The 16,270-nt window shown below is 31.9% G+C and carries 15 protein-coding genes, 1 riboswitch and 1 other annotated feature; of the genes, 12 read left to right on the top strand and 3 right to left on the bottom strand.

Annotated features, from left to right (window positions below; translation table 11 throughout):
• Nucleotides 1-30: 30 nt before the first annotated feature.
• On the bottom strand, nucleotides 31-714 hold the full coding sequence (locus BAU27_RS27540; protein ID WP_000978599.1) for an aspartate/glutamate racemase family protein: 684 nt from the start codon (nucleotides 712-714) through the stop codon (nucleotides 31-33).
• Between the two features lie 151 nt (nucleotides 715-865).
• Nucleotides 866-981: riboswitch (SAM riboswitch) on the top strand.
• Between the two features lie 139 nt (nucleotides 982-1,120).
• Here BAU27_RS27540 and BAU27_RS27535 point away from each other — a divergent pair.
• The 4 genes from BAU27_RS27535 (at nucleotide 1,121) to BAU27_RS27520 (ending at nucleotide 4,407) form a co-directional block, all read left to right on the top strand.
• Complete coding sequence (locus tag BAU27_RS27535) at nucleotides 1,121-1,669, top strand: ECF-type riboflavin transporter substrate-binding protein (protein WP_002013166.1); 549 nt, start codon at nucleotides 1,121-1,123, stop codon at nucleotides 1,667-1,669.
• A 10-nt stretch (nucleotides 1,670-1,679) separates the two neighbouring features.
• A complete protein-coding gene (locus BAU27_RS27530) occupies nucleotides 1,680-3,380 on the top strand; it encodes an ABC transporter ATP-binding protein (protein WP_071746083.1) in 1,701 nt (566 codons plus the stop codon).
• Nucleotides 3,373-4,173 carry an energy-coupling factor transporter transmembrane component T family protein gene (locus BAU27_RS27525; protein WP_071746082.1) on the top strand — a complete coding sequence of 267 codons (801 nt, stop codon included), beginning with the start codon at nucleotides 3,373-3,375 and terminating at the stop codon, nucleotides 4,171-4,173. The genes BAU27_RS27530 and BAU27_RS27525 overlap by 8 nt, the downstream gene beginning before the upstream one ends.
• A gap of 135 nt (nucleotides 4,174-4,308) precedes the next feature.
• Nucleotides 4,309-4,407 carry a YjcZ family sporulation protein gene (locus BAU27_RS27520; RefSeq protein ID WP_016115012.1) on the top strand — a complete coding sequence of 33 codons (99 nt, stop codon included), beginning with the start codon at nucleotides 4,309-4,311 and terminating at the stop codon, nucleotides 4,405-4,407.
• Between the two features lie 103 nt (nucleotides 4,408-4,510).
• Here the strand turns inward: BAU27_RS27520 and BAU27_RS27515 are convergent, their stop codons facing one another.
• Nucleotides 4,511-5,830, bottom strand: coding sequence for a sensor histidine kinase (locus BAU27_RS27515; protein ID WP_071746081.1), 1,320 nt, complete (start codon nucleotides 5,828-5,830; stop codon nucleotides 4,511-4,513).
• A gap of 47 nt (nucleotides 5,831-5,877) precedes the next feature.
• A complete protein-coding gene (locus BAU27_RS27510) occupies nucleotides 5,878-6,759 on the bottom strand; it encodes a protein kinase family protein (protein WP_071746080.1) in 882 nt (293 codons plus the stop codon).
• Between the two features lie 126 nt (nucleotides 6,760-6,885).
• Between BAU27_RS27510 and BAU27_RS27505 the strand changes: the two genes are divergently transcribed.
• The 8 genes from BAU27_RS27505 to BAU27_RS27470 all read left to right on the top strand — a co-directional run bounded on the left by BAU27_RS27505 (nucleotide 6,886) and on the right by BAU27_RS27470 (nucleotide 16,264).
• Nucleotides 6,886-7,404, top strand: a complete 519-nt coding sequence (locus BAU27_RS27505; RefSeq protein WP_071772639.1) for a GrpB family protein — start codon at nucleotides 6,886-6,888, stop codon at nucleotides 7,402-7,404.
• Nucleotides 7,405-7,513: 109 nt separating this feature from the next.
• Nucleotides 7,514-8,044: a hypothetical protein gene (locus BAU27_RS27500; protein WP_071746078.1), complete on the top strand. Its 531-nt coding sequence runs from the start codon at nucleotides 7,514-7,516 to the stop codon at nucleotides 8,042-8,044.
• Between the two features lie 12 nt (nucleotides 8,045-8,056).
• Nucleotides 8,057-8,731: a response regulator transcription factor gene (locus tag BAU27_RS27495; protein WP_071772638.1), complete on the top strand. Its 675-nt coding sequence runs from the start codon at nucleotides 8,057-8,059 to the stop codon at nucleotides 8,729-8,731.
• Complete coding sequence (locus tag BAU27_RS27490; RefSeq protein ID WP_071746076.1) at nucleotides 8,728-10,143, top strand: sensor histidine kinase; 1,416 nt, start codon at nucleotides 8,728-8,730, stop codon at nucleotides 10,141-10,143. The genes BAU27_RS27495 and BAU27_RS27490 overlap by 4 nt, the downstream gene beginning before the upstream one ends.
• A 148-nt stretch (nucleotides 10,144-10,291) precedes the next feature.
• Nucleotides 10,292-11,281, top strand: coding sequence for a zinc-binding dehydrogenase (locus BAU27_RS27485; RefSeq protein WP_071772637.1), 990 nt, complete (start codon nucleotides 10,292-10,294; stop codon nucleotides 11,279-11,281).
• A 271-nt stretch (nucleotides 11,282-11,552) separates the two neighbouring features.
• Nucleotides 11,553-12,152, top strand: a complete 600-nt coding sequence (locus BAU27_RS27480) for an undecaprenyl-diphosphatase (RefSeq protein WP_071772636.1) — start codon at nucleotides 11,553-11,555, stop codon at nucleotides 12,150-12,152.
• 236 nt (nucleotides 12,153-12,388) lie between these two features.
• Nucleotides 12,389-14,527: a penicillin-binding protein gene (locus BAU27_RS27475; protein ID WP_071772635.1), complete on the top strand. Its 2,139-nt coding sequence runs from the start codon at nucleotides 12,389-12,391 to the stop codon at nucleotides 14,525-14,527.
• A 175-nt stretch (nucleotides 14,528-14,702) separates the two neighbouring features.
• Nucleotides 14,703-14,960 (top strand) — a binding site (T-box leader).
• A 65-nt stretch (nucleotides 14,961-15,025) separates the two neighbouring features.
• Nucleotides 15,026-16,264 (top strand): MFS transporter, encoded by a 1,239-nt coding sequence (locus BAU27_RS27470; protein ID WP_071772634.1) that lies wholly within the window; start codon nucleotides 15,026-15,028, stop codon nucleotides 16,262-16,264.
• Nucleotides 16,265-16,270: the final 6 nt, after the last annotated feature.

The following is a 16,270-nucleotide window of genomic DNA, read 5'->3' as shown; positions in this document are numbered from 1 at the left end:
TAGAGGATCCACCTTTATGCTTTTATATTATTATCCAGCAAATTGTACAGCAGTATTTGCATGTAAAAAAGCAGTATCAAAAACAGGAACAGTAAGGTCATTTTGGGAAATAAGCAATGGTATTTCAGTACAGCCTAGTAATATACCTTCCGCACCGTTTTGAATTAATGAATTGGTAATTTGTATTAGTTTCTCTCTTGAAGTTTCTGAAATAATGCCTCTACTTAATTCGTTTAATATGACGTGATGGATAAAAGTTCTTTCTTCGTCATTTGGGATAATTGTCTCAATGTTATATTTTGCTAGTCGTGATGTATAGAAATCTTGTTCCATCGTTTGTTTTGTTCCTAATAGTCCGATACGTTTTATATTTTGTTCTACCATTTCTTTAGCACTTACATCACCGATATGAAGAAGTGGGATTGATATTGCTTGTTCTACTTCCTCAGCAAATAAATGGACCGTATTTGAACACATTAGTAAACATTCCGCCCCGGACTTTTCAACCTTTTTAGCAACTGTGACTAATTCGTTTTTCACTTCTTCATATTGATGGTTTTGTAATAAAGTAGTTACTTCTCCAAAATCCATACTATATAAAACTAGCTTCGCATTTTGATCGTATTGAGAGAGTGTTAGAGTATTAATATGTTTATAGTATAGTGATGTAGATTCCCAGCTTAACCCACCAATTAAACCAATTACTTTCATCATACATTCCCCCCTGTAACAATTTTGAATTTATTATTTCATAATTCCGATAAGAATACAATGATTTAAATGCACTGTTTAATAAAAAATAAAAATAATTAGAAAAGTGTTGAAATTTATCTTTCTTAGTGCCATAATACGAATTACAAATTAATACTTATCCAGAGAGGTAGAGGGAACGGCCCTATGAAGCCTCAGCAACCCCTATGTAATTACATAGGAAGGTGCTAATTCCGCAGAGGACATTATGTGTCTTTTGAAAGATAAGGGGATTCTTGTACGTGAAAGAAAATGACCTCTTATTTAAGAGGTCATTTTTTGTTGTATAGAAAGGAAGTGTCGATGCATAATTTATTTTCAAAAGAAATATAGAGTATTAAAAGTTGAATAATACGAGAGGGGAATTGTAATGAACAAATTAACGACAAAGCTAGTAGTAGCTATTGGAATTGGAGCAGCTTTATACGGGGTATTAGGGCTTTGGGGATTTTCTATCGCACCGAATACATTTATTAAACCCGCATTGGCTATTTTAACAGTTTTTGGAGCGTTATTTGGCCCGGTAGCAGGACTTTTAATAGGACTCATCGGTCATACCGTTACAGATACGATCGCTGGTTGGGGTATTTGGTGGGGATGGGTTATTAGTTCAGGTATTATTGGTTTTGCAATGGGACTCATACAAAAAAGAGTTGGTTTTAGTGTAAAACATGGAACGTATAATAACCGTGATATTTCTTATTTTGCAATTGCAGGGTTAATTGGTATTGTCATTGCTATTATATTTGCTGGGGCATTCGATATTATTGTGATGGGAGAACCGTTTGACAAAATAGTTATACAAGTACTAGGCGCAACAATTGCAGACGTTATCGTATTTTTAGTTCTTGGCTTACCAATCACGATCGGCTTAGCGAAATCAAATAAGAAACATACACATTTAAAAATTGAAAAGTAGGGATGAATACATGCAACCAATTATTTCTTTTGAACAATTTACCTTTCAATATAGGCATGCCACGCAGCCTACTTTAAAAAATATTACATTTCAAATATATCCTGGGGAAAAGGTACTTATCGCTGGACGAAGTGGTTCAGGTAAGTCAACATTAGCGCATTGTATAAATGGGCTAATCCCATTTTCTTACGAAGGGATAAGTACCGGTAACATTTTAATAGCTGGAAAGGACCCGAGAAAAGGTAGTGTTTTTGAGCAGAGTAAACACGTAGGGACAATATTACAAGATCAAGATTCACAATTTATAGGTCTTACTGTCGAAGAGGATGTAGCATTTGCATTAGAAAACGATTGTGTAAATCAAATAGAAATGAGAAAGATTGTTACGGATTCTTTAAACAAGGTAAGCATGCAGGACTTTCATACACAAAGTCCACATGAATTATCAGGAGGTCAAAAACAGACAGTCTCTCTTGCAGGTCTGCTAACGACAAATGCAGATATATTATTATTTGATGAACCGTTAGCTAATTTGGATCCTGCATGTAGTTTGAATACAATAGAACTCATTAAAAATATACATGAGAAATATAATAAAACAATTGTAATTATTGAACATCGAATAGAAGAAATTTTAAACCTTGATTTAGATAAAATTATTTTAATAGACGAGGGGGAAGTTATTGCCATTGGTTCACCGGATAGTATTTTAAATTCTAATATATTACCAAATATCGGACTAAGAGAACCTATTTATATAGAGGCGCTAAAGAAATTAAATTTTGACAGTAATAATGTTAGGGTATTTCCAATTGAAAATCTTCGTAATGCAGGTGTTCATAGCCTATTAAAGAACTGGATGCAGAAGCAAGTTTCATCAAAAAACAAATATATTAAAAAAGCTTTATGCAAGATAGAAAATTTATCATTTACGTACAATAACAAACATACAGCCTTAGAAGATATCAACCTTTCAATAGGAGAGGGAGAAATAGTAGCGTTATTGGGTCATAATGGAGCAGGGAAATCGACATTAGCTCATACTCTTATAGGAATAAATAAAACAAAGAATGGGAGAATAACATTCGATGGAGAAAATATAAATTCTTGGTCTATTCGTAAACGCGGGGAAGTTATTTCTTACGTTATGCAAAATCCAAATCAAATGATTACACAGCCTACTGTTTTAGAAGAGGTTTCATATTCATTAAAATTAAAAAAGGTTTCTAAAGATGAGATTGAGACAAGAGTCGAAAAAGCTTTAAGAATTTGTGGATTATATCCATTTCGTAACTGGCCAATTCAGGCATTAAGCTATGGACAAAAAAAGAGGGTTACTATTGCATCTGTACTTATAACAAACCCAAAAATTATTGTATTAGATGAGCCGACAGCTGGACAAGATTATTACCATTACAAACAGTTTATGTCGTTTATTAGAAAATTGGCTGGAAGGGGCATATCCTTTATTATTATCACACACGATATGAATCTTGCTTTAGAATATGCAGATCGAGCGGTAGTTCTGCATGAAGGGAAAATTATTGCGGACAATACTGTATCTGCTGTTTTAGGGGATCAAGGAATGTTACAAAGAGCTAATCTACGAGAGATTTCATTAATAAAACTAGCTAAATTAAGCGGAATTCCAACTCCAGAAACATTTGTGAAACTCTATATTGAGGCTAATAGGAGGGAGGAATATGCATAATACGTATTTTTATCGTATGGATGGTGCAATTAAATTATCTATATTTATATTTTGTATGACACTTACTTTTTTATTTTTTGATTTTCGTATATTGCTAATTTTATTTATTGTTGGATGTATCGGCCTCTTAATTGCAAAAATTCAATTGCGTAAAATAATAGTTATTTTCAGCGTTATATTTACATTTAGTTTATTAAATTCCGTTATGATTCTTTTTATTACGCCCACCCATGGATCGGAATTAACGGGATCGTATACCTCTTTTTTTTATATAGGTTATGCAACAATTACATATGAAACTTTATTTTATGCAGCTACACTTTCATTGAAATATTTTACGTTATTACCATTTACACTTCTCTTTATTTATACAACTCATCCAAGTGAATTTGTAAGCAGCTTAAATAAATTTGCTGTTCCTTATAAAATTACATATGCAATAAATATTGCACTGCGTTATATACCAAGCATTCAATCTGAATATATAATCATTAGACACGCACAGGAAGCAAGAGGCGTACCTTTTGAAAAAGGAGAAGCGAGCTTGTGGATTCGTATGAAAAACCGTGTTTTAATTTTTTGGCCACTTATTATTCATTCATTAGAAAGGATTGATACTGTTTCAAATGCAATGGATTTAAGAGGTTTTGGAAAAAAGGATAAACGAACGTGGTACTATGCAAAGGACGCACAAAAGGAGGATTACATCACACTTTTTGTTGGTATTATCATTTTGGTTATTGCAGTTTACTTAAAGCTGAATGTATTCCAAAGTTTCTGGTACCCATTTTAAAGCACTCTCAATAGAGTGCTTTTACTAATTTTTATGAAGACATGCTCAAAAATGGGAGATACACATACTGTATAATACGAACCAGTTAAAAAAATCAACTACCTATTAGTTTTCAAACCAAAAGGAGGAAAAAACATGAGTTTCGGTGGTTCTTGTGGTTTTGGTGGAGGTTTCGCTTTATTAGTTGTGTTATTTATTTTATTAATAATTGTTGGATGCAGCTGTTGGGGCTGAGGATACTAATTTCTAATTAGTCTCTACAAAATGTAAACTTAAAAAACATAGTAGGTACTTTTTGTATCGTAATAAATGAAAAAGGAGCTTAATAGCTCCTTTTTCATTTATTATACGAAATCTCCTCATTACTGCATTTAGGTAATGTGATTGTTAAAGTAGTTCCTTTATTTATAACACTTCGGATTTTCAATGTGCCTCGCATCGTTTCGATAATTTTTACAGCAACCATTGTTCCTAAACCAGTACCTTTCGTTTTTGTGCTAAAATATGGTTCGCCAAATCGATTAATTTGCTCTTGCGACATTCCGATTCCACTATCTTGAATCCGTATTATGATCTTATTATTATTAACAGTTGTAGATATAATTAGATTACCGCCACTTGGCATTGCTTCTATACTGTTTTTTATTAAATTTAAAAAACATTGATGGAAGTGCTGTGTATTACCAATAATTATTCCCTCAGAGAACTCTTGTGTAATATTAATATTATTCATATTACATAAAGGCAATATCATTTTAATAACTCGATGTAACTCGTGCTCAACTGAAATACGATCTAGTTTTTCTGAAGCAGGTTTGGCAAAAGTTAAGTAATCATCAATAATTGCCTGTGCACGATTTAATTCTTCAAGTATATGTTCAATATATTCATCTCTGGATTGTTGAGTTATATTGGGTGTTTTTAAAAGTTGTGTAAATCCTTTTACAACCGTCAAAGGGTTCCGTACTTCATGTGAAATACTTGCAGCGAGTTGACTGACAATCTCCATTTTTTCAACTTTTATTAATTTTGATCGCATGCATATTGCATCTTTTAAAACTTCATTAAAATAGACCATAAATAATATTAAAATAGTTGGTAATAAAATGAAATAAATAATGTACAAATTATTCACTTCAAAATCCGATAGAGTTAAAACAATTACTGTTGTAAACAATGCAAGGAAAAAAGTTAAAAATATAGATGAAGCTACTTTCATTTTTCTATTGTATGTATTAAATTTTGATGATGCGAATACTGTAATTATTAACATCATTCCATACACAATGATTGTTAACAGGCTAAAACCATAAAACATAAAACGTGTTATTAATAAAATCATGAGTAATGCAATACCGACAGGAAATCCACCATAAAGTGTACCAATTAAAAAGGGGATTTGTCTTAAATCGTGAATACAATTTTCATCCATATAGATGGGGTACCGCATACATAAAATTAGTGGGATGCTCGTACAAAGAATAATAAGCAATTTCTTATATTTCTTCCTAAAGTATCCACTATCATAAATAAAATAAAAAACAAATATACTACTTAAAATATATAGAAGATTATTTAAAACATTTTGATTAATGTAAACAAAGTTCATAATACATGCCTCGTTATTCTGAATTTCAATCCCATATGTATTATACATTATAAAAGTACAAGTTTTATATACACATTTTATAATGTATGTAGTTTTTAAAACTTTTCAGCGTTATAGACTTTTAACCATACATTATTAAACTCTTCCATTGACGCATAGCGCTCACTACGATTTTCATTTACAGCACGGTATGCTACTTCATATAGGCCTTCACTAGCTTCCCATTTCATAAAGGAACGATCTTGCCCGCCACCTAATAGCGCGAAAGCCATAGCCCCCATATTAAATACATTAGTTTTCCCGTCTATTACAGCATTAAGTTGAAACTCTTCAGGTGACATAAAACGAGATGATCCCCACATTCGCCCCATCTTATTTACATACGGTTTGTTACTGTATAAATCAATATCACAAATTTTTGTTTCATTCGTTTTAAAGTTGTACAAAATACTACCGTCATAAAAATCAATAGCTACATAGTTTTTGTGTTCTACGTAAGTGTGGAAAGAAAAAATAGAATTCAATGATACGATGCGTTCCTTAATAGATAAATGCTTAAATTTATAAAATGGTGAGCTAGGATCAATATATTTCGCTGGAGGTGGGAAACTCCAGTGCGGGTGAAGACATTCACCATCAAACCAATCAAAAATTAAAACATATCCATGTTGTACAGGGTAGTGATCAATTAAACTTATAAGAGAAACGTGTTTTAATTCATTGTATATAGTAACTGAGCTTTTTAATCTTTTTATAGCTTCATTTGTAGAAGCATTATATGCGAGTGTTTGTGCCCCTGCATATTTAATAAAGTTCTTTTTCCCATTCTTTTCAACACCAAAACTTATATTACCGGAATCTTGTTGGTCAAAAACCGCAAATACTGTACCTAGTTTTGTAAGCCAATCAAAATTATGATGTTTTTTTAGTTGGAATGTTATAGTATCTAACTGAATTTTAACTGGAATATCTTTCATTATTCACCTCATATTTAATATAATTAAGTTGACTATTACAGTATTCGACATATTTTGTGAAATCCCTATGTTAATAAACTTAAATTTTATAAATATAATAATGTACAATTATAAGGAGGAAAGAAAATGGATGGAAAAATCATAATTAAACCGTACCAACAATATTGGCATACAGAGTTTTTAAATGAAAAAAATAAAATTGTGCCGTCACTCCATGAAGAAATTATTGCTATTGAACATATAGGAAGTACAGCCGTTGAAGGATTAGGGGCTAAACCTCTTATTGATATGATGATTGGTGTAACTAATTTACAAATCACCGAAAATTGGAGGGAAGCCCTAGAAGAAATTGGCTATGAATATGTTCCTAAAAAAACACCTAATTGGCGTTTTTTTAGAAAAGGTAAATGGAGAGCTGGTACCCACCATTTACATGTTTATATTTATAATAGTGAAGAATGGAAGAACAACCTTTTATTCCGAGACTTTCTAAAAAATCATGAGTGGGCACGTGAAGAATATAGAGAATTAAAAGAGAAACTTGCTGCTACATATCCTTTTGATCGTGTTTCATATACAAATGCAAAAGTACCGTTTATTTGCAACATATTAGAATTGGCCAAAAAGGATATAAATAAAATATAAGTAGTTTGCAGATTCTCATTTTATTTTAATCTTTCTCTCATGTTATTCTCTCTTTCACTTGATACACTGCTGATTATAGAGTTTTTGAGTCAAAAGGGGATTATATAAAATGGAGAAAATACTTAGAAATAAATATTTCCATATGTATGTTAAAATAATAGGCATTACTATTATTATTTGCAGTGTTGAATTGCTATTTATTAATGTTTTGTATGGGAATGTATTAAATGTACAATGGCTAAATAAGAAATTAGGTTCTTTAGGTGAATACGGGGCAATTATAGCTGCATCATTATGGTTCTTACGTCAAATATGGTTATTTTTAAGGAAAAAAAATATGCACGGATTTAAAATGATTAAAGAACTATACCTTTTCATAAAACAGTTTCACGTATTAATTGGATACGCTGTAATAGCTGTTACGACTACTCACGGCATTTACTTTTTAATAAAAGGAAGTCGTCATATAATACTAATATATAGTGGTATATTTTCTCTTTTAGCCTTAATAGCATTAGGGGTTGCAGGCTTTACTTTACAGAAATCTAATCAGAAAACAAAATTGATGATGTATCGAAAAGTACATCAAATCATCGCAATTATATTCGGAATAGGATTGCTTATTCATTTAATCGCATAGGAGGAAGTACCGTTGCAACATATATTAATTATTGAAGATGAGGAAAGCTTGGCAGATTTTTTAGAACTAGAATTAAAGTATGAAGGATATAAAGTAGATATACAACTTGATGGAAGAAAGGGATTAGAAGCTGCACTTGAAAAAAGTTATGATCTCATTTTACTTGATTTAATGTTACCAGGATTAAATGGACTGGAAGTATGTCGTCGACTAAGGGCAACTAAAAATACACCTATTATTATGTTGACTGCTCGTGATAGTATTATGGACCGTGTGACAGGCTTAGATAGTGGAGCTGATGATTATCTTCCAAAACCGTTTGCGATTGAAGAACTTTTAGCACGTATGAGAGTTATATTTAGAAGAGAAGAAAATATAGAACATAAAAACACATCTTTTCTTACGTTTAAAGATTTACAGCTTCAGATTGAATCTCGAACTATAACTAAAGGAAACGAAGAAATTGAACTTACAAATAAAGAATTCGAGCTATTGCTTATGTTTATGAAAAATATAAATCGAGTTCTTACCCGTGATATTTTACTTGATCAAGTATGGGGATACGATGCAATGGTTGAGACAAATATAGTCGATGTATATGTTCGTTATTTACGTAATAAGTTACATAGTGTAGATAAGGAGGAGTATATCCAAACAGTCCGCGGTGCTGGATATATAATGAAATGATAAAAAACATTATGTACCGAATTAGAAATTTACCTATAAAGTGGAAATTAACACTTTGGTCCACTACACTAGTTTTTATTTTGTTTATTTTGTATAGCGCATTACAATTCATTGTAATTAATAAGTGGACTATAGATTATGAACAGAAACAAATAAACAGACAAGTGACAGAAATAGCGGCATATTTTCAAGATAAAAATGATACGCTCTCGAGCAAAACATTTGAAAATAGTAAAGAATTTCTAAACAACATGATCGATAAGCATCAAATGATTCGTATTATAGGAAGAGATGGAAAACCTATTGTTACTGTTTCACGAGACTTTAATGAAGCATGGATAGAGCCCAAAATGGTTACGCAAGATGAATCATTTATAAAAAGACATATAGAGGATCGAATATTAGTTGAGCGTATACCCATTCAAACAAAGAAATTTACTGGAACTATTGAGCTTGCGAAAAACTTAGAGACATTTGATCATTTATTAAAAATAATTTTAGTGGTAATGGTTGTTGCGGGAATATGCGGATTAGTGTTTAGTTTTTTAGGTGGAATACTTATAACGAAAAAGCTTTTATCGAGTGTTCAAAATATAACAGATACGATGAAGCGTATTAAGAAAAACGGACTGAACGAAAGGGTTCCAGTAAGAGAAAATAATGATGAACTCGCAAAATTATCGATTCTTTTTAACGAAATGATGGATGAAGTAGAAACCTCATTTACACAGCAAAAACAGTTTGTAGAAGACGCATCACATGAATTAAGAACACCATTAACAATTATTCAAGGGCACTTATCAATGCTAAATCGATGGGGGAAAAATGATCCAGCAGTATTGGATAAATCCCTTCAATCCAGTTTAAAAGAAGTAGATCGATTAAATAAATTAGTTTCAGAACTGCTAGAGCTATCAAGGGCTGAATCAGAACAGATGCATCCAGTAGCAGCCGAACGAGTCCATGTTAATAGCGTATTGAAACAAGTTACACAAAACTTTGCAGTACTGCAAACTGACTTTCAATTTGATCTGAAATTGGATACAGATGAAGCTTATGTTTCAATCCCATCATCTTACTTAGAACAAATTATTATTATTGTAATGGATAATGCGGTCAAGTATACGAAAGAAGCTAATAAGTATATTTGCATCGAATCAAGTATACAATCGGGCAAAATTAAAATTAGTATAATAGATCACGGAGCGGGCATACCTGAAGCAGATTTACCTTTTGTTCTTAACCGCTTTTATCGAGTTGATAAAGCGAGAAGTCGTAAACAAGGCGGCAATGGACTAGGATTATCAATTGCAAAACGGCTTGTAGAAAAATATAACGGAACTATTCAATTAGAGAGTAAAGAAAATGAAGGAACAATTGTTACGATTACATTTCCTTATACTACTCATTAATAACTAAAGTTTATAAAATTCTTTTTGAAAAAACTCTTTAAAAGGAGGAATACATTTGTATTTCCTCCTTTTTTGATGCTTAGAAATCAAAAAAATTTATTTATTTCGATATTTCTAGTACATTGAAAGTATTAAGGGGGAATAATTAATGAAAGCTATTGTACATCAACATAAAACAGGATTAGAGGGTTTAGAATATAAATTATCAGCTGAGATAACACCTAATGTTGGGGAAGTTAAAGTGAAATTAAAAACAGCAGGTTTAAATCATCGTGATTTATTTATAATGAATAATAGAAAAGAAATGGAATTACCTTTAATTTTAGGATCAGATGGTGCAGGTATTGTTACGGAATTAGGAGAAGGTGTTTCAAATATCACACTATATACAGAGGTTATTATAAATCCTAGTATTGGATGGAATAATACTCACGAAATACCAGCGTTACCTGAAGTGTTAGGTGGACCAGCAGATGGAACGTTTGCCGAATATGTTATTGTGCCAGCTGAAAATGTAGTGAAAAAGCCATCATATCTTACGTGGGAAGAATCTGGTGTGTTATCTTTATCGGCATTAACTGCATATAGAGCACTTTTTACAAAAGGGAAATTGAAATCTGGAGAACATGTTCTAATTCCAGGAATCGGCGGTGGTGTAGCAACTTTTGCTATGTTATTTGCTAAAGCAATTGGAGCAAAGGTGAGTGTTACTTCAAGGATAGAGAGCAAAAGAAAGACTGCAGAAAAATATGGAGCAGACTTTTCTTTTAATAGTTCTGGTAATTGGGAAGAGTGCTTACATGGAGAAAAAATAGATTTAATTATAGATAGTATAGGTCCGGCGACTTTCTTGAAATATTTTGATATATTAAAACCTAATGGAAGAATCGTTAATTTTGGTGCAAGTTCAGGAGATAAAATTGAATTGCCGTTACGAGCATTATTTTATAATCAAATCGATATAATGGGAACATCAATGGGCAGCAGTGAAGAATTTAATGAGATGATTCATTTTATAGAGGAACATAATATTAAACCAATCATTGATAAAGTATATCCATTAGAAGAAGCAATTCAAGCTTTAAATCGAATGCAGCAAGGAGAACAATTTGGTAATATTGCCCTTCGTATGGAATAAAAATATGATTTCAGAGAAATTATATTTAAATGAACATGTTAAATATTATATTCATGCATAAAGTGTTTACCATACTATTTAAAATGTTTTACAACCTTTATACATACTTAGCTCTTGTAAATAGTTACACGATTGTCAAATGAATAGTAATAACATGAGAATTAGATGAGAAAAGTTTAAGCCCATTTTCATATTGATGTTGTATACTGTGTAAATCAAGAACTTGTATCTTTATTTAAAGTACAATGAGAAATAATAAGGAGAGAGTAATATGAATTACACAGTATTTCAATGGATTAATAACTTTGCTGGATCATCCAAGCTATTAGATACGCTAATGATCGCTATTACAAATAGTGTTCCATATGTAGCTATTCTATTCATGCTTATCCTATGGTTCAATAATGGAAAGAAAGAGAATGCAATTAGAAAACAATATACAGTGTTATATACGACACTTTCAGTTAGTATTGCATTATTAGTAAATGTTCTTATACATGCGGTATATTACCATCCGCGTCCTTTTATAACACATCATGTAAATCAATTAGTACCGCATGCAGCAGATTCATCATTTGTAAGTGATCATTCTGTGCTTGTATTTTCTATTGCTTTCGTATTTATTCTTAGAGGAGAAAAACTTAAATATATCGCGTTAATATGGGCAATATTAGTCGGTGTATCACGCATGTACGTAGGCGTTCATTATCCTCTAGATATACTTGGTGCTGCGTTCTTAACATTTATTACAAGCGGCTTAGTAATGCAAAGTACACGTATATTTGAGCCGTTAGCAAAACTTATTTTCAAAATGTATGCACTAGTAGCAAAACGAGTTCCTTTTTTAGCGAAATATAACCATATAGCTTAATCGTAAGAACCTACAAAAAGTAGGTTCTTTTTATTTGAAAATTCTTAAATTTCACTTACCGTATTTTTATTTTAAAAATATAAATTAATAAAAAACAAATAGTAACATAGCTAGTTTTCTTATAGTTATAGAGGAATTACTAAAAAAACTTCGAAAAATATAGTATCTAATATAATAAAGAACATAGTTAGTAACACATCTTTGCATTAATACATTGGAAAAGAAAGGAGATAAATATGCATAAACTTCAAACGAATAAAGGCGCTCGATATATGATGATTGCTTTTATTGTTTTGTTTCTTACTATGCTTTTACGCATATTTTATATTCAAGCGGTAGGAGTCGTGCATAATGTTAATGTAAAGGATCTTGCGAAGGAACAACAAAACCAAAATGGAGTTTTAGAGGCAAATCGCGGGACAATTTATGATCAAAACGGCAAAGTATTAGTCCAAGACTCAACGACATATCGCATCGTTGTAAACTTAAAAGGAAAAGATAAATTAAAAGATAAAGAAGATACTGCAAAACGTTTAGCAGATGCGCTTGAAGTTGATAAAGAGGAAATCATGAAAAACTTTCATGAAGGACGTACACAAGTTGAAATTGGTAAAATTGGACGTAACTTATCTAGAGAAGTGAAGGAAGAAATTAAAAATTTGAAAATACCAGGTGTATCTTTCACAACAGAAAAAGCCAGAGTATACCCAAATGAAGATTTCGCCTCGTATATACTTGGTTTTGCAAGACCAGACGATAAAGGTAATGCGGTGGGGAAGTTTGGGCTTGAAGAAAGTTTGGATAAATATTTGCGCTCTACAAATGGTAATGTTTCATATGTAGGTTCACGAAAAGGAATCCCACTTACAAATGATATAGGAAAAGTAGAACCTGCTAAAAATGGGAACAACGTATACCTTACATTAGATAATCAAATTGATAGCTTTTTAGAAGAAGCGATGAATAAAGCGCAGCAACACTATGAACCTTCTATGTTAGTAGGTATTATAGCAGATCCAAAAACCGGGCAAATTTTAGCAATGTCTAGTAAGCCTAGTTATAACCCTAACAAAGTAGACATTGAATATTTTTTAAATGATCCAATTGCGAACGCATATGAACCAGGGTCTACAATGAAAATATTTACATTAGCTGCCGCAATAAATGAAGGTGTATATAAGGGAAAAGAATATTTCCAATCAGGAAAATACGCAGTTGGTTCAGCAGAAATCAAAGATCATAATGGCGGATATGGATGGGGCTCAATTACATTTGATGAAGGGTTTGAAAGGTCATCAAACGTCGCCTTTTCTATTTTAGAAGATCAATTATTGAAACCAAATAAATTTAAGCAATATATGAATAAATTTGGTTTCAATCAAAAAACAGGCATAGATTTGCCTGGAGAAAGTAAAAATACATTATTGTTAAATACTCAAATTCAACAAGTTACTACTTCTTTCGGCCAAGGATCTACTGTAACTCCTATTCAAATAATACAAGCAGCCACAGCTATAGCAAATGACGGCAAAATGATGCAGCCTTATATTGTTGATAAGGTTGTAAATCCCACAAATAAACAAGTTATTATGGAAAATCAACCTAAAGAAATTGGGAATCCGATAAAAAAAGAAACATCAGAAAAGGTAAGAGGCTTAATGGAGCGAGTAATAACTTCATCAAAAGGAACGGGAACGATGTATAAAATTGATGGTTATTCAATTGGCGGTAAAACAGGAACAGCCCAAATCCCCAATCCTGAAAATGGACGATATATGGAAGGAAAAGAAAATTATATTTTTTCTTTCTTAGGAATGGCTCCAATTGATGATCCGCAGCTAGTCGTATATTTAGCTATTAAACAACCGAAATTAAAGGGCGATGAGTACGGTGCCCAGCCTCTTGCTGAAATTTTCAAACCAGTTATGAAAAATAGTCTAGAATATTTAAAAGTGAAACCATATACAGAAAAACAAATGGCAGATGCAACTAAACAATCTGAAATAAAAATACAAAATTATGTGAACCAATCGATAGATACAATAAAGAATATTATAGAAAAAGAGAAACTTCAGCCAGTATTATTAGGAGAAGGAAAGATAGTAAAACAATATCCACAGTCTGGCGAAATAATGAGTGAAGGAGATCGTATATTTTTATTAGGAAACAACGTGAAGATGCCAAACTTAAAAGGTTGGTCAATGCGTGATGTTATGTATTTATCAAAATTATTTAAATTAGATTTAAAAACGACCGGTACCGGCTATGTAACGAGTCAAAGTATTGAAAAAGGACAAGACTTACAAGAAGGAGATACTTTAGAATTAGAATTAGAACCGCCACTACAACCGTTAGCAGAGGCAAATACGAATTAATTCGGACATTTTGAAGAGCCTATATACAATAGGCTTTTTTTTAGAGTTTTAAGTAATTTCACGCACCGTAACTTTCAGAAAAAATAATAAATAAGACCATTAACGATAGCACGACTGTAAATATCTGATTATTCTTTATTTACAGTTAAATAAATATGTTATAATATGGAAAAAATCAAATGCAGTGACGAGAAGAGTAAATAAAATGTATTTTTCACAGAGAGCTCCATTTAGCTGAAAAGGAGCAAAAATTCTTTATTGAACCAAGCCTCTGAGCAGCACATCGGAACCTTTTACATGGGGGTGGTGTGACGGGAGCTCCCGTTATAGAGCTAAGGTATAAGCATGAATGCAATGCAGTACCTGATAAGGTTAATATGGTGACATATTAACAAACTAGGGTGGCACCGCGATGATAAATCTCGTCCCTAAGACTAAAAAGTCTTGGGGGTGGGATTTTTTATTGTTTTAAAACAATTTAGAAAGCGGGTGCCTAAAGTGAAAAAAATACTTGAAGATTGGAAATATCCTTTATTACTACTGTCTGGAGTTGGTATTGCAAATTTAGGTGCATGGATTTACCTAATAGCACTTAATGTACTTGTCTATAATATGGGTGGCTCAGCCTTAGCTGTTGCTACTTTATATGTGATAAAGCCATTAGCCACGTTATTTTCAAACGCTTGGTCAGGAAGTATGATTGATCGTTTAAATAAACGAAAGTTAATGATTTACCTCGATATATATCGTACAGTATTTATTGCTATTTTACCCTTAGTTCCATCCCTTTGGATTGTCTACCTCTTAGTATTTTTTATAAGTATGTCCAGTGCGATTTATGAACCAACTGCTATGACATATATGACGAAATTAATTCCAGTAGAGCAAAGACAACGTTTCAACTCACTACGTAGTTTAATAGGGTCTGGTGCATCTTTAATTGGTCCAGCGGTAGCGGGAATATTGTTAATAGCGAGTACACCAAATTTTGCAATATATATGAATGCTATAGCATTTCTGTTATCAGGGTTCATTACATTACTTTTACCTAATCTTGATAAAGAATACGATTCTAATACATCAAGTGATAAATTGTCTCTAGCTTTACTAAAAAAAGATTGGAACATAGTTTTAAGTTTTAGCAAAAAATCTGTGTATATAGTATGTGTTTACTTCTTATTCCAAGGGATGATGGTATTAGCTACCGCAAATGATTCACTTGAACTATCATTTGCGAAAGAAGTTTTATTGTTAACAGATAGTGAGTATGGCTTTTTAGTTAGTATCGCTGGAGCGGGTTTTATTTTAGGAGCCATAACAAATACAATTTTATCAAAAAAATTAGCACCTTCATTTCTAATTGGAATCGGATCATTATTCATTGGAATCGGATATTTGATTTATGCCTTTTCAAATGAGTTTTTAATGGCAACTATCGGATTCTTTATTTTATCTTTCTCTATGGCATATGCAAATACAGGATTTTATACATTTTATCAAAATAATGTTCCTGTTCATATGATGGGACGGATCGGAAGTATATATGGGCTTGTTATTGCGGCAATAACCATTTTTATAACGATTCTGTTCGGCGTTGCAACTCAATTCATTTCTATACAACTTGTAGTCATTGTAGGAGTATTGGTAATGCTACTTATTACTATTATATTGTGTGCATTTACCTTATTATCTTCAAGGTCCAAGGTATATTCAACTGAATCAATAGATTCGAAATAATTTTTC

Source organism: Bacillus sp. NH11B (assembly GCF_001884205.1).
GTDB classification, from domain to species: domain Bacteria; phylum Bacillota; class Bacilli; order Bacillales; family Bacillaceae_G; genus Bacillus_A; species Bacillus_A proteolyticus.
The sequence above is the reverse complement of the archived record's forward strand: the minus strand, read 5'-3'. Positions and strand labels throughout refer to the sequence as shown.